The sequence below is a fragment of the Pseudomonas sp. B35(2017) genome, assembly GCF_002113645.1.
In the GTDB taxonomy this organism is placed as follows: domain Bacteria; phylum Pseudomonadota; class Gammaproteobacteria; order Pseudomonadales; family Pseudomonadaceae; genus Aquipseudomonas; species Aquipseudomonas ekonensis.
Genome location: NZ_NEIZ01000004.1, coordinates 364857 through 378448, shown reverse-complemented (window position 1 = coordinate 378448; position 13592 = coordinate 364857). Strand labels below are relative to the sequence as shown.

14 protein-coding genes are annotated in these 13592 nt (G+C 59.5%); 4 read left to right on the top strand and 10 right to left on the bottom strand.

Annotation, left to right across the window (positions count from 1 at the left end; all coding sequences use genetic code 11):
• Positions 1-32 precede the first annotated feature (32 nt).
• Positions 33-776 (bottom strand): winged helix-turn-helix domain-containing protein, encoded by a 744-nt coding sequence (locus CAG41_RS10745; RefSeq protein WP_085584463.1) that lies wholly within the window; start codon positions 774-776, stop codon positions 33-35.
• Positions 777-1312: 536 nt separating this feature from the next.
• Between CAG41_RS10745 and CAG41_RS10740 the strand changes: the two genes are divergently transcribed.
• Positions 1313-2143 carry an undecaprenyl-diphosphate phosphatase gene (locus CAG41_RS10740; RefSeq protein ID WP_085706979.1) on the top strand — a complete coding sequence of 277 codons (831 nt, stop codon included), beginning with the start codon at positions 1313-1315 and terminating at the stop codon, positions 2141-2143.
• 44 nt (positions 2144-2187) lie between these two features.
• Here the strand turns inward: CAG41_RS10740 and dusA are convergent, their stop codons facing one another.
• A complete protein-coding gene (dusA, locus tag CAG41_RS10735; protein WP_085640712.1) occupies positions 2188-3183 on the bottom strand; it encodes a tRNA dihydrouridine(20/20a) synthase DusA in 996 nt (331 codons plus the stop codon).
• A gap of 534 nt (positions 3184-3717) precedes the next feature.
• On the opposite strand from dusA, the gene CAG41_RS28280 reads away from it, so the two are divergent.
• The gene (locus CAG41_RS28280; protein ID WP_139834966.1) at positions 3718-5115 is read left to right on the top strand and encodes a hypothetical protein; all 1398 of its coding nucleotides are present in this window, start codon (positions 3718-3720) and stop codon (positions 5113-5115) included.
• A gap of 1 nt (position 5116) precedes the next feature.
• Here CAG41_RS28280 and CAG41_RS10730 read toward each other — a convergent pair whose 3' ends face one another.
• A complete protein-coding gene (locus CAG41_RS10730) occupies positions 5117-5977 on the bottom strand; it encodes a DNA adenine methylase (protein ID WP_085706978.1) in 861 nt (286 codons plus the stop codon).
• Positions 5978-6478: 501 nt separating this feature from the next.
• Between CAG41_RS10730 and CAG41_RS10725 the strand changes: the two genes are divergently transcribed.
• Positions 6479-6841, top strand: coding sequence for a DUF6124 family protein (locus tag CAG41_RS10725; RefSeq protein ID WP_085695388.1), 363 nt, complete (start codon positions 6479-6481; stop codon positions 6839-6841).
• Between the two features lie 150 nt (positions 6842-6991).
• Positions 6992-7201 (top strand): hypothetical protein, encoded by a 210-nt coding sequence (locus CAG41_RS10720; protein ID WP_085706977.1) that lies wholly within the window; start codon positions 6992-6994, stop codon positions 7199-7201.
• 2 nt (positions 7202-7203) lie between these two features.
• Here CAG41_RS10720 and CAG41_RS10715 read toward each other — a convergent pair whose 3' ends face one another.
• The 7 genes from CAG41_RS10715 to CAG41_RS10685 form a co-directional block, all read right to left on the bottom strand.
• A complete protein-coding gene (locus CAG41_RS10715) occupies positions 7204-7995 on the bottom strand; it encodes a transporter substrate-binding domain-containing protein (protein ID WP_085630692.1) in 792 nt (263 codons plus the stop codon).
• A gap of 124 nt (positions 7996-8119) precedes the next feature.
• Positions 8120-8800, bottom strand: a complete 681-nt coding sequence (locus tag CAG41_RS10710; RefSeq protein WP_170929995.1) for a SinI family restriction endonuclease — start codon at positions 8798-8800, stop codon at positions 8120-8122.
• A gap of 73 nt (positions 8801-8873) precedes the next feature.
• Positions 8874-9803, bottom strand: a complete 930-nt coding sequence (copD, locus tag CAG41_RS10705) for a copper homeostasis membrane protein CopD (protein ID WP_085706976.1) — start codon at positions 9801-9803, stop codon at positions 8874-8876.
• 3 nt (positions 9804-9806) lie between these two features.
• Positions 9807-10181: a copper homeostasis periplasmic binding protein CopC gene (gene copC / locus CAG41_RS10700; RefSeq protein WP_085584356.1), complete on the bottom strand. Its 375-nt coding sequence runs from the start codon at positions 10179-10181 to the stop codon at positions 9807-9809.
• 52 nt (positions 10182-10233) lie between these two features.
• Entirely contained in the window at positions 10234-11109 is an 876-nt protein-coding gene (locus CAG41_RS10695; RefSeq protein ID WP_085630686.1) for a copper resistance protein B, read from the bottom strand.
• Between the two features lie 10 nt (positions 11110-11119).
• On the bottom strand, positions 11120-12832 hold the full coding sequence (locus CAG41_RS10690; protein ID WP_085706975.1) for a copper resistance system multicopper oxidase: 1713 nt from the start codon (positions 12830-12832) through the stop codon (positions 11120-11122).
• A 101-nt stretch (positions 12833-12933) separates the two neighbouring features.
• Entirely contained in the window at positions 12934-13575 is a 642-nt protein-coding gene (locus tag CAG41_RS10685; RefSeq protein ID WP_085706974.1) for an FMN-dependent NADH-azoreductase, read from the bottom strand.
• Positions 13576-13592: the final 17 nt, after the last annotated feature.

Here is a 13592-nt window from a genome sequence, read left to right as displayed (position 1 = left end):
GTATGCATGCAAAAAAACGGCTTATCCTTGGTTCAGGCGGTTGAGATCAACCCCCTCATCAGACGGTATCCGTATCCACGGATACTCTGAATGGCGTTTGTACCATACATGTCTTTGATTTTTCCACGTAGACGGCTGATCGACTTCTCCAGCGCCCGGGGGTCGTAGAAATTGGTGTTGAGCCCCATGATGTTGGCGATTTCATCATGGCTGAGTATGTGATTGCCGGTCTGCGCAAACGCTTCCAGGATCTTCATTTCAGCGAAGGAGATGTCCAGCTTCTTGCTGGTGTCGGACAGGCAGATGCGCGTGGGATCGAGCACCAGGTCGATATCCCGTTGCCATTCTTCGCTGTTGAAGAACTCGGCCAGCAGTTCTGCGCCTTCGTCGGCGAGGGTATTGAGCTTGATGCAGAAGTCGGCGCCGGCCAGGTAGTACTTGATCTTGTTGAAGGCGCCGCGGCCGGTGAGCACGGCGCAAATGATCGGCTTGAGATTGTCGCTGCGCAGCGCTTCCACCAGCGCCAGGCTTTCTTCGAGCGCCTGGGGGCTGTCGATCACGATGAAGATGGCCCGATACGAACCGCAATGTTCATGTTGCTTAAATGAACGGCCGTACGAGTTGGCCTCGATCTCCATGTCGGCCCGCACGTGCCTGGCGACCAGCGCACTGAAATGTTCAGCCACGCCACGGGTGCGGGCCAGGGTGAGGACACCTGGCTCGTCGTTTGTCCGGCGTTGGCTTCTAGTGGTCGCCAAGTTCCCTGTAAGCATCATGCATTGACTCGAAAAAGTGCTGACATCGGGATGTTAAAGCACAGTTTCTCATCTGTGACTGACAATTGGTAACATTTGCGCGGATTTTAGACGTGGCTCCCGAGTTTTCTAACAATAACTAAGCTTTTCAAGCTTTTAGTTGATTTTCTCGGAGGGGTGAACTAGTGGAAGAGGGGGCGTTAGATGATGGCGATGTGGAATTGTGCCATCATTTTGTATCTGTGGCGATTTGTTTTTTATGCCCTTTTGCCACTATCTGCCTGCGCATCGATCATTGTTCAAGTGAATGGATAATGTGAGGCGGGTCACATTTTATTGGGCCAAAGCCGATTTTTCCACCCGGGCCCTAAATTTATTTCGATGAATTCGTATCCGGACGATTAATAACATGGCTTGAGTGCGTCTTTTGATAAGGCCTATTCTCCGTCGCCGAGTAGAACAGTCGGGTATGGATACACGAACTGTTTAACATCATAGACGCAATTTCTGAATGCAATGGACGAAGTGCTCTTCAAGAGCGATCTGACGGAGGATTAATGGATTTCTGGACCTTATTCCAGGTGTTGATACTAGGGGCTGTAGAAGGTCTGACCGAGTTCTTGCCCATTTCCAGCACAGGCCACCAGATCATTGTCGCGGATCTGTTGGAGTTCGGCGGCGAACGCGCCATGGCGTTCAACATCATCATTCAACTCGGCGCGATCCTGGCCGTGGTCTGGGCGTTCCGGCCCAAGATCTTCGAAGTCGTCAAAGGCCTGCCGACCCAGCGCAATGCCCAGCGTTTCACCGCGAACCTGCTGATCGCCTTTCTGCCGGCCGTGGTGCTGGGCGTGCTGTTTGCTGACCAAATCCATCACTACTTGTTTAACCCGATCACCGTCGCCGTCGCGTTGGTGGTGGGCGGGGTGGTGATGCTGTGGGCGGAACGGCGGGAACACGTGGTGAGCGTCGACCATGTCGACGACATGCGTTGGTCTGACGCGCTGAAGGTGGGTTTCGTACAGTGCCTGGCGATGATTCCGGGCACTTCCCGCTCCGGGTCGACCATCATCGGTGGCTTGCTGTTCGGCCTGTCGCGCAAGGCCGCCACCGAGTTCTCGTTCTTTCTGGCGATGCCCACCATGGTCGGTGCAGCGGTGTACTCGGGTTACAAGTACCGTGAGCTGTTCCAGGCCGTCGACCTGCCGGTGTTCGCCCTGGGCTTCGTGATCGCCTTCATCTTCGCGATGATCGCCGTGCGCGGGCTGCTGAAGTTCATTGCGAACCACAGCTACGCGGCGTTCGCCTGGTATCGGATCGCCTTCGGGCTGCTGATCCTGGCGACCTGGCTGTTCGGCTGGGTGAACTGGACCGCTGCGGCGTCCTGACGCCTGTTTGGCCAGGCGGAGCGATCCGCCTGGCCAAACAGTTTTCAACGTCCTTCGAGCAGCCCGGCGGCCTGATCCAGCAGCGCCAGCGGATCCTTGGCCTTGTGGATGTCCACCGACAGCAACTGACGAAACTTGCGCGCCCCCGGAAACCCGGTGCCCAGCCCCAGCACGTGGCGGGTGATGTGGTGCATCGCGCCGCCGGCCAGCAGATGCTCGGCGATGTACGGCCGCAGTTGCGCCAGCGCCTCGGCCCGGCTGATCACCGGCGCCTGGCTGCCGAACAGTTGTTGGTCCACCTCGGCCAGCAGGTAAGGGTTGTGGTACGCCTCGCGGCCCAGCATCACGCCGTCGAAGGTCTGCAGATGCTCGTGGCAGGCCTCCATCGTCTTGATCCCGCCGTTGAGGATGATCTCCAGCTCCGGAAAATCCGCCTTCAACCGCGCCGCCACGTCATAGCGCAGCGGGGGAATGTCCCGGTTCTCCTTCGGAGACAGCCCCTCCAGGATCGCGATCCGCGCATGCACCGTGAAACTGGTGCAGCCGGCATCGCGCACCGTGCCGACGAACTCGCACAGCTCTTCATAACTGTCCCGCCCGTTGATCCCGATCCGGTGCTTCACCGTCACCGGAATCGACACCGCATCACGCATCGCCTTCACGCAATCGGCCACCAACTGCGGATGCCCCATCAGGCACGCGCCGATCATGTTGTTCTGCACCCTGTCGCTCGGGCAACCGACGTTCAGGTTCACCTCGTCATACCCATGCGCCTGCGCCATGCGCGCGCACGCCGCCAGATCCAGCGGCACACTGCCGCCCAACTGCAACGCCAACGGATGCTCCGCCTCGTTGTGCCGCAGGAAACGCTCGTGATCGCCGTTGAGCAACGCCCCGGTGGTGACCATTTCGGTGTAGAGCAGGGCATTCTTCGACAGCAGGCGTAGGAAGAACCGGCAATGACGATCGGTCCAGTCCATCATCGGCGCGACGGAAAAACGACGGGAGAGCGGGGCGGGTGCGGCGGTAATCGGGGACATGGGCGGTTCTGGAGTGGGTGGGGCTGGGAGGTGGGGGAGTTTATCAGGAAAGGTTGGAATGGGCTTTCCGTGTGGGACATTCGATAACTCAACAGGCGGTAGATGCGTCTAGCTGCAGTAGTGAAATAGCTCAGTCTTCTTACCGAAATTTTCCGGTAAGCAAAGAAAACAATGGGCGAAATGCACTCATGGGAGAGTTGGCGACCGATCGCCCTCTGGTGCCAGATAGCAGGGGGAGGCAGTTGTCGCTGATGCCAAAAGGCTGGCATGATCTACTCCTATTGGAAACGTAAAGGAATACCGGATGCTGTCAATAAGAAACCTTCGCTTCCAATCTCATCTGGATAGTCACTGGGCTACTCAAAAAAACGAGGCGTACGACCTAACTCATGCAGGCCTCGCTGCAAATCTCAGTACCGATTCGGTAAGAGTCAAAACCACCAAAGCCGCTAGCCTGTACCCACAAGGTGTATTCAGTTCGCTGCAAAGTTTCTATCGAGTTCGATTTAGTGTCATTCAAGGATGGGGGAAGCAATGGGTTTGAGAAAAACAATTTCCATCAACAGTATTTTGCTCGACTCCGAGAATGCGAGGCATGGAGAAAAACAGTCTCAGCGAGAAATTTATAGGTGGATGACCTCTGGAGCTGTCGCTCAGAAGGTTATTAAACTAGCGACCGATATTGCTGCAAAGGGGTTGAGCCCTTTTGACAGTATGGGGGTAATGCCTTCAAGAGAAACGGACAAAGAACCGTGGATCGTAGTTGAGGGTAATCGGCGAGTTGCAGCGCTTAAGTTTTTGAATAATCCAAAGCTTTGTCCTGATTTGAAGTTGCGCAAGCAATATGAACAACTAAAGAAAAAAGCGTCGGTGCAAATACCACTGCGTGTTGAGTTTGCGGTATTTAAAGATTTTTCAGAAGGGGCCTACTGGATACAGTTACGGCACGGGGGAGAGCACGGGGGAGTGGGCGTATCCTCTTGGGGAACCAAAGAATATGATAGCTTCCTTGCCAGACTAGGACGCAGGAGCACAAACCGCCCTGCAGTTAACTTGCTTTCATATGCGCTTTCTAAGGGGCTAATTACACCCGCCCAATATGATCAAATACCTACTACTACATTGTTTAGGATGTTAAGCACACCTTCGGTGCGTAAGGAGTTGGGCTGTCATGTGTCGAAGGGCGAAGTATACCGCATTGCAGATGTAGGGTATTTTGATCGTGCGGTGGCTACGATGTTGATCGCAATGGCTAGTGGTGAAGCATCAGTAACTAAGCTCAAGAGTCGCCCTCAGCGCGAAAATTTTATAAGAGTAATGAAGGTTGCTGGTGAGTGGGAGGATTATGATGAGCAATCACCTCAGTTGATTTCAAATGAAATCAGTGAAAAAACTAGTTCTGATTCAGATGATGATATTTTTGGCGATGCCGAAGTTTCTGGTGGTCAAGCAAAATTAGGTAGTTCTGCAAAACCTCGTTCAGGAACACGTGACAGATTGTTCGCACTGAAAGGTCATGGATTGGACTTGCCACCAGATCAAACAAAAGTTCAAGATATTCTACGTGAACTGGCAACTCTAAAACACTCTGGCGCCAAAGGGACTCCGATTTCTGTATCTTTTCTTTTGAGGGCTTTGCTAGAGTTAAGCTCAAACAACTATTTAGAGAATAATCAAGGAGCTATAAGGAGGCTAGAGACCAATACACCTCTGAGGGAGAAAGTAAAGTGCTCGGCCAGGCATATGCATGCAAACGGAAGGTTAAGCCAAGATAGCTTGGATATAGTGACTCGGCATTGCGCGGAGGATGGAGGGATGTTAACTATCAGTACTCTCCAGAAATATCTTCACTCCACAGCTCATTTTCCAAGTGGGGAAACTTTGAATTCGATGTGGAGTGAGTTGAAGGACTACATTATAGGGTGTTGGTGAATTATCTTCTGAGTGTTGGTGGGGTGTGTAGCTTTATATTTCCATAGAACATGGCTTCAGTGGCCTTAGGTCTTAGCATATGAGTTGAGTAGTGAAGCGAAAATTCGACACCTTGTGCTTGTTGATATAATGCATTAATTTCAGTGCAGTTGTCGTATGTGACTAGCCAAGGTGTGTTGATTGTCATTACCGTGTTTGCTATTTGCTGATGGTCATTGGGTTGGTAATGGTTGCGATATAGTTGGCTACCCTTTTCATAGTATGGAGGGTCGAGGTAGATTAAAGAGTTTTGTCCAATTTCCAGATCGGAATGGGTGAGTAGTGCCATTGCGTCAATATTAAACAGTTGGATACGATCTTTCAGGTTGGAAATTTTAATTATGCGTTCGATTAATCTGTCCTTTTTGAATCGCGCGTCAATTAGATATTTTCCTGTTTGATTGATACCTCCGATTACTCCACCTTTTATCATTCCTGAGCGATTCGTACGATTAAGAAAAAAAGTAGCAAAGCCTAGAGTGGTACGATCTACTGTATCGGAAATCTCGATAATCGCGCGCTGCGCGTGCCACGACTCCATGGTGACAGGCGTTTCCCTGATCAGCTCTATAAGTTTTTCAGAGTCATTAACTACGGCCCACCAGAATGCGTGGATCACCGGATCGAGATCATTAATGACAACACGTTCAACATGATTATTGGTAAGCAGGTACATGGCTGCACCTGCTCCCCCCGCGTAGGGTTCGACGTAAAGTCCGCCATCCAAGCTATTGTGCTTAAGTAGCTGAGCTAGCCAGGCCCCTAAGCGGCCTTTTCCGCCAGGATAGCGCAGGGGAGTAACAAATGAGGGGGCGGTAGACATTTCAGTTCCAGTAACGCGAATGGCGCGTAGCCTATCCGAAATCGAGCGTAGATGCGCATCTATAATTCTGCCGATCCGCGATCCGCGATCCAGTTTTCGCTTGATTCTTGCTTTCTAATGGGATCAGTGAACATTTCAACGCTGGTAGTCATTCTTGTTTAAGAGGATTGCTGGGCAGTAATCCCACCCCTACACAACCTTGCACCACCCCCTACACCTAAGCCAGAATCCGCCGACTTGTGCGTCTAGGGCACGGGTTTTATCGTTCCAGGGTCACTGAAAACCAGTGATCGGGTTTGGTAGCCCGTTTCGTTTCTAGATGTGCAGTGCCCCCATGTGCAGCCGCTTTTTCAGGGCTCGGTTTCATGGTGGTCATGCGTGGGGCCCATCCGTGGGCGCCGGGTTCTAGTGCGACCGGTCTACCAACCCGCGTATGGCCGCCACCCTCGTTTGGTAGCGAGGTTGATGGCTTCCCCAATGTTCGCGCTAGAGGTTCCATCCATGATCAAACCAACACCCAACCCACCCCTCACCGACCCCGCGTCCCCCTACGAATCCATCGATTCCCGAAAACTCAACGAAGCCGCCGAGCGCGCCCTCGACCATTACCTCAACCCTACCGCGCAGATCATGGGCACTCCCCATGAATCCGAACCCATGTACCTGGCCAACCCGGTGTACGACACCGAATCCCTGCTGGCCAACGCCAGCGAGAACCTCGGTTCGGCGTCGGAGATGCTCAATAACTTCGCTGCGGTGCTGGGCGCCGGGCAGCGGCGGATGGCGTTGGGCATTGCGCAGTTGGTGATGTTGAGCGAGGTGGCGGTGAATCAGGCGCTGGATAACGTCGAGCCGAAGACGTAAGCCACGGCCCGGCGAATGGCCTGTCGCTGATAGGGCAGGACAGGGCGGCGATGCTGAACCCCGGCTGTCGAGCCGTGAAGTTTCATGTTGCCGCCCGCCCCGGGCGCCTAGGATGGGAGCGACAAGACCGCACCCCAAGGGAGCCCAGCCATGCAAGCCCGACTTATTCGCGCGCTGTTGATCGTCGCCGCCGTTTCAGCCTTGAGCGCCTGTTCGGGCGGCGGCATGACCACCACCACGTGCTTCTCCGCCGACTGCCAGTCGCTGGACGGCCGTAACGCCAACACCCTGAAGTTCGGCGGGAGCAGCATCGGCAACAACTTCAACCAGTACAGCTCGGGCCTGTTGCACGACGATTGAGGTCACGGCGCCGTGGGCGCGGCGATCCATTCGCCCAGCACTTTCTGGTACTTGCCGGTCACCTTGCTCAGGTGCAGCCACTGGTCGACGTAGAGTTTCCAGCTGATGTCGTCGCGGGGCAGCAGGTAGGCCTTTTCGCCGTACTGCATGTACTTGTCCGGGTTGACGGCGCACAGGCCCGGTTTGAGTTTCTGCTGGTAACGCGCTTCGGATGCGTCGGTGATCATCACGTCGGCCTTGTTGTCGAGCAGTTGCTGGAAGATCGTCACGTTGTCGTGCAGCGCCAGTTGCGCCTTGGGCAGGAAGGCGTGGACGAAGGCTTCGTTGGTGCCGCCGGCGGGTTCCACCAGGCGCACGCCGGGCTGGTTGATCTGTTCGACGGTCTGGTACTTGGCCTGGTCGGCGCAGCGTACCAGCGGGATCTTGCCGTCGACGTCGAGGGTGTTGCTGAAGAAGGCCTTTTTCTGCCGCTCCAACGTCACCGAGATGCCGCCCATGGCGATGTCGCATTTGCCCGCCAGCATGTCCGGCATCAGGGTTTTCCAGGTGGTCGGCACCCATTCGGCCTTGACCCCGAGGCTGTCGGCCAGGGTGCGGGCCATGGCGATGTCGATGCCTTCGTAATCGCCGTCTTCGCGCTTGAAGGTGTAGGGCTTGTAGTCGCCGGTGGTGCAGACGCGCAGCCGGCCTTGTTGCTGGACGCTGTCCAGGTGCGAAGGGGTGGGCTCTGCTTGGGCGACGCCGGCCAGGGTCAGCAGGCCGCAGAAGATCATCCGGGTGGTTGGGGTGGTCATGGGTGAGGGGCTTCTGTGGGAAGTGGAAGTGGACGCAGTGTAGTGCCAGGGCGTTCCGGAAGGGGCGGGCATCCATGAAAAAGGGCGATCTTGCGGATCGCCCTTTGGTTTTGCGGCCGGTGGATTACGTCGGGTTGTTCGAGGTCATCTGCTGGACGACGTAGGCCTGGAAATCCTGCTCGGACAACTGCGGCGCCAGTTGCGCGTCCGGGAAGTTGTGCCAGTTGGAGCCTTCCTTGCGGGCGAACGTGCGGTGCCACTTGAGGATGTTCGTGCCTTCGCGCACGGAGCGCGAGGACGAGTTCTCGGAGTTGTCGCGGTTCTTGATCTGGAGGATTTTCCAGTCGCCCGAGCCGTCGTCCGCGCGCTTGATGAAGTCGGCCTTTTTGGTGGTGTAGCCGGAGCACTGCACCCAGCCGGTGGGTTCGGCTTTGCTGGCGATGTAGTCTTCGAGCAGGTCGCCGGTGAGGTTTTCGGCGGCCATGGCGATGGCATGGGCGGTCTGCATCTTTTGCAGCTCTTCGGGCGCGAAGTTGCCGTGCGCGCCCATGATCACCGGGATGATCGGATCTTGGACGGTTCTGGGCAGTATCAGCTGTTTGGCGGCGCGGCCGTTGGAGAACTTTTGCGCCAGCCGGCCGATGTAGGCCTCGCTGCCCAGCGGCGCCGCTTTGGTGGCCTTGGGGGCGAACTCGGGGTTGGCGCTGAGGAACTCGACGACCGTGGCGAACGGGTCGACCAGGTCCGGGTTGACGTCTTCCATGGCCGCACGGGCGGCGGCTTGGGCATTGGCTGGGAACGGCATGCGGTGTCCATACATCGTGGAGGTGCGAGGTTGATATCACTTTGATGTTGTTTTGTACAACACCTGGATCCAATCACTGTCCCTCCATCTCGGGACTCAACGTCCCCAACCACGCCACCAACCCCACGATCACCAGCGCAATCCCCAACTCCACCGCCACGCTGCGGCGCAGCGCGTTCGCCGCCACCCGGTGCTGACCGTCGCGCAACGACCGCTCCAGCAACGGCCCGAGGTGAAAGCGGTTCAGCGCCGCCAGCACCAGCATCCCGGCAAACAGGAACACCTTGACCGCCAGCAGGATGCCGTAGGCGCCGAGCAGGATCTCGCCCAGCGTCGGGCCGACGATGAACAGGTAGTTCGCCACGCCGGTGACCGTGAGCGTCACCACAATCATCGCGCCCACCCATTCGAAGCGTTTGACGGCAAAGGCCAAAAGCCTAAGCCGCGCTTCGTCGAACTTGGCGTCGGTTCGCGCCATCAGCACCAAGGCGAGCAGGGCGCCCAGCCATGCGCCGGCGGCGAGCAGGTGCAGGATGTCGCTGAGCAGGTGCCACACGCGGCGTGACCCTTCGTCCATCGCGCCGTGGCCGCTCCAGGCCAGCGAGGCGAGGGCGACGGCGCCGGCCAGCGAGGCGATCCACAGGCTCAGGCCGGGCCTGCGCGGATGGATCGTCAATGCCAGCCCCACCAGCGCTAGCGCGCCGACCCGCACCGCCCACGCCATTCCCACATCGGTTTCGCGCAACATCATTTGCAGGTGCGGCCACAGGGCGGCGAGGTCGGTTTCGCCACTCATGCTGCGAGTCATCATCACCAGGCCGGCCACCGACAGCAGCGCGCCCAATGCGGCCAATAAGGCCAGCATCGGGCGCAGCGCCAGCACCGCGCCGGAGCGCCGCTGTTCGCCGCGAAGGCTGTACACGCCGAACGACGCCACGCCGAACACCAGCAGCAGGTCCCCATACAACGCCAGGCGCAGCAGGCCGTTGATCAGCGCATCCATCGGTCACTTCACCTTGAACGTGACGTTGCCGGTGATCGGGTGGGTGTCCGACGACACCGCGCGCCACTGCACCTGATAGGTGCCGGCCGGCAACGGCGCCAGCGGGGTGACCAGCATGGTCTTAGGGTCGCTGCCGGCGCTGATCCGGGCCTTCATCGGCATGGGCGAGTGGGCCATGCCGGGCATTTCGGTCATCACCAGTTTGGCGCCGGAGAACTGGGTCGTGAGCGGCTCGGAGAAGCGCAGTTCGATCTTCTCGGGGGCGGCGCCGTCCGCGCCTTCGGCGGGGGTGGACGACAGCAGTTTCGGGTGGGCCAGGACCTGGGCGCTCAGCAGCAGTCCGGTGGCGAGTACGACGGCGGTTTTGATGGTGCGCATGCAAGGCCTCTTTCCGCTCGGGGGCGGTGTTTTTTTGGGATGGGTGAAGGGGTCAGAACCACAGCCGCACGCCGAGCACCAGGCGCGTTTCGCTGCGGTCTTCGCCTTCCTCCCGTGCGAAATCGGCGGTGTTGCCGTAGGTGCGGTTCCAGGTGACGCCGATGTACGGCGCGAATTCGCGGCGGATCTCGTAGCGCAGGCGCAGGCCTGCCTCGGTGTTGGCGAGCCCGGCGCCGATGCCGCGCTGCGGGTCGTTCTGCCCGTAGACGTTGAGTTCGGCGGTCGGCTGCAGGATCAGGCGGTTGGTCAGCAAGATGTCGTAGTCGCCCTCCAGCCGGATGGCGCTCTGGCCGCCCTCGCCGAGGAACGCCGTGGCTTCGGCCTCGAAGTTGTACAGCGCCATGCCTTGCAGGCCGAACGCGGCCCAGGTCTGCGGGGCGCCGGGCTTGAAGTCCTGGCGCACGCCGCTGACCACGTCCCACCACGGCGAGATCGCGTGGCCCCAGAGGGCCTGGAGCTCGGCGTCTTCGGTGCGGCCGTTGCTGCGCTCGCCCTCGGAACGCAGCCACAGCCGATCGGTGTCGCCGCCGATCCAGCCGGATACGTCCCAGGCCAGCACGCTGGCGTCGTCGGCGTCCTGCCATTCGAGCTTGTCGGCGAGGAAATAGCTGTGGACGGCGCTGTCATGCACCTTGTGGCCGCCGGGGCTGTTGAACACAGCGGCGCGGTCGGCGTCGGTCAGGGCCGGGATCGGCGTGCGGCTTTCGGTCGGCGCGGCGGGTTGCATGCCGCCGTCATCCATCGCCTGCAGGGCGGATGCGTCCATGCCGGGCATCTGGCTGTGGTCCATGCCGGCCATGTCGCTGGCGGCCATGGCCGTGGACAGGGTGCCGGTGAGCAAAACGGGTAACGCTGCGAATCGGATCATGGTCGGCCCCTCATTCTTCCACGCGGACTTCACGGAACATGCCCATTTCCATGTGGTACAGGAGATGGCAGTGGTAGGCCCAACGGCCGAGCGCGTCGGCGGTCACCCGGTAGCTGCGGCGGGTGCCGGGGGGCATGTCGATGGTGTGCTTGCGCACCTGGAAGTCGCCGTTCTCGTCCTCTAGGTCGCTCCACAGACCGTGCAGGTGGATGGGGTGAGTCATCATGGTGTCGTTGACCAGCACCAGGCGGATGCGCTCGCCGTACTTCAGGCGCAGGGGCTCGGCGTCGGAGAACTTCACGCCGTTGAACGACCAGACGAACTTCTCCATGTGCCCGGTCAGGTGCAGCTCGATGGTGCGGCCGGGGTCGCGGCCGTCGGGGTCTTCGAAGGCGCTGCGCAGGTCGGCGTAGGTCAGCACCTTGCGCCCGTTTTTGCGCAGGCCCAGGCCCGGGTCGTCGAGTTTCGGGGCGGTGGTCATGGCTTGCATGTCCACCAGCGGGTTGTCCTTTTCGCTGGCGGGGTGGGCCTGCATCGGGCCCATACCCATGGCCGAATGATCCATGCCGGCCATGTCGTCCATGTTCATGCTGCCGTGGTCCATGCCGCCCATGCCCATGTCGTCCATGGTCACCAGCGGCCGCGGATCCAGCGCCGGCACCGCCGCCGACAGGCCGGCGCGGGCGGCGAGGGTGCCGCGGGCGTAGCCGGTGCGGTCCATGGCCTGGGCGAACAGGGTGTAGGCCTCGGCGGCGGGCTCGACGATGACGTCGTAGGTTTCCGCCACGGCGATGCGCAGCTCATCCACCGTGACCGGTTTGACGTGCAGCCCGTCGGCGGCGACCACGGTCATCTTCAGCCCCGGAATGCGCACGTCGAAGTAAGTCATGGCCGAGCCGTTGATCAGGCGCAGGCGCAGCTTTTCGCCGGGGCGGAACAGGCCGGTCCAGTTGGCGTCGGGCGCCTGGCCGTTCATCAGGAAGGTGTAGGTGGCGCCGCTGACGTCGGCGATGTCGGTGGGGTTCATGTTCATCTGCGCCCACATCGTGCGGTCGGCGACGGTGGCGCCCCAGCCCTTGTCGCTGACGTCGTGGATGAAGTCGGCGACGGTGCGTTTGTGGAAGTTGTAGTAGTCGGACTGCTTCTTCAGGGTCTTCATCAGGCTGTCCGGGTCTTCGTCGGTCCAGTCGCTGAGCATCACCACGAAGTCGCGGTCGTAGCGGAACGGCTCCGGTTCCTTGGCGTCGATGATCAGCGGGCCGTAGACGCCGGACTGTTCCTGGAACCCGGAATGGCTGTGATACCAGTAGGTGCCGTTCTGCCGCAGCTTGAACCGGTAGACGTACACGCCGCCGGGCTCGATGCCGTGAAAGCTCAGCCCCGGCACACCGTCCATGTCGGCCGGCAGCAGGATGCCGTGCCAGTGGATCGAGGTGCTGTCCTTGAGCCGGTTGCGCACGCGCAGCGTCACGGTGTCGCCCTCGCGCCAGCGCAGCAGCGGGCCGGGCAGGCCGCCGTTGATGGTCATGGCGGTGCGGGGAGAACCGGTGAAATTGACCGGGGTCTCGCCGATGAACAAATCGAATTCGCTGCCGCTCAAGGCGTTGGGCAGGCCCGCGTCGCCCTGGGCCCAGACCGGCGTGCGCCACAGCCCAAGGCCGCCGAGCAGCCCGCCGGCGGCCAGTCCCTTTACGAAAGTGCGTCTGGAGGTGTTGGAATGCATGCGCGGAAATCCCCGTCGAGCCGTCTGGTCTGGCAATGACGGGGAGGCTAGCGACCGGCAGCTTTCAGTTGGCTGAGGGGCGGATTACAGTTTTGACAGCTTCACCGGTTGAGCACGTCCGCCAGCGCACGGGCCTGTTGCGCCGCCACCGAACGCGAGGCGCGGTCGACGTCTTCGCCCAGGATCGTCTTCTCGACGGTCAATCCGTGCACGTCAGTGACACCGATGAAGTTCAGCCAGGCTTCCACGTAGGGCTTCTGAAAGTCGAATGTTTCGGCGGGCGTAAGCGAACCGGCGGAGAAGTCCATGCCGCGCGCATAGGCCACCACGGCGGTCTTGCCCTCCAGCAAACCCTGCAAGCCGTGCTCGGGGTCGAAGCTGAAGAGGATGTCCTTCTGCGACACCAGATCGATGAAATGCTTGAGCTTGTACGGGATGCTGAAATTCCACAGCGGCACCGACAGCACCAGCACGTCGGCGCGGTGCAGTTGGGCGGCGAGCGCCTTCAGACCGTCCCAGGCGGTTTGCTGCGCCGGCGTCAGGGGCGTGCCGCTGAGGCCGGCGTACTTGGCGTTCATTGCCTCTTCGTCGAATTCCGGCAGCGGCAGGCTCCACAGATCCAGGGTTTCGACTTCCGTCTGCGGCCGGTGCTGCTGGAAGCGGTGGATGAAGTGGCGGGCGGTTTCCAGCGATGCGGAACGTTGTTTGCGGGGCGAGCATTCGATGTGCAGAAGGGTGGTCACGGTAGGCCTCGAAATCC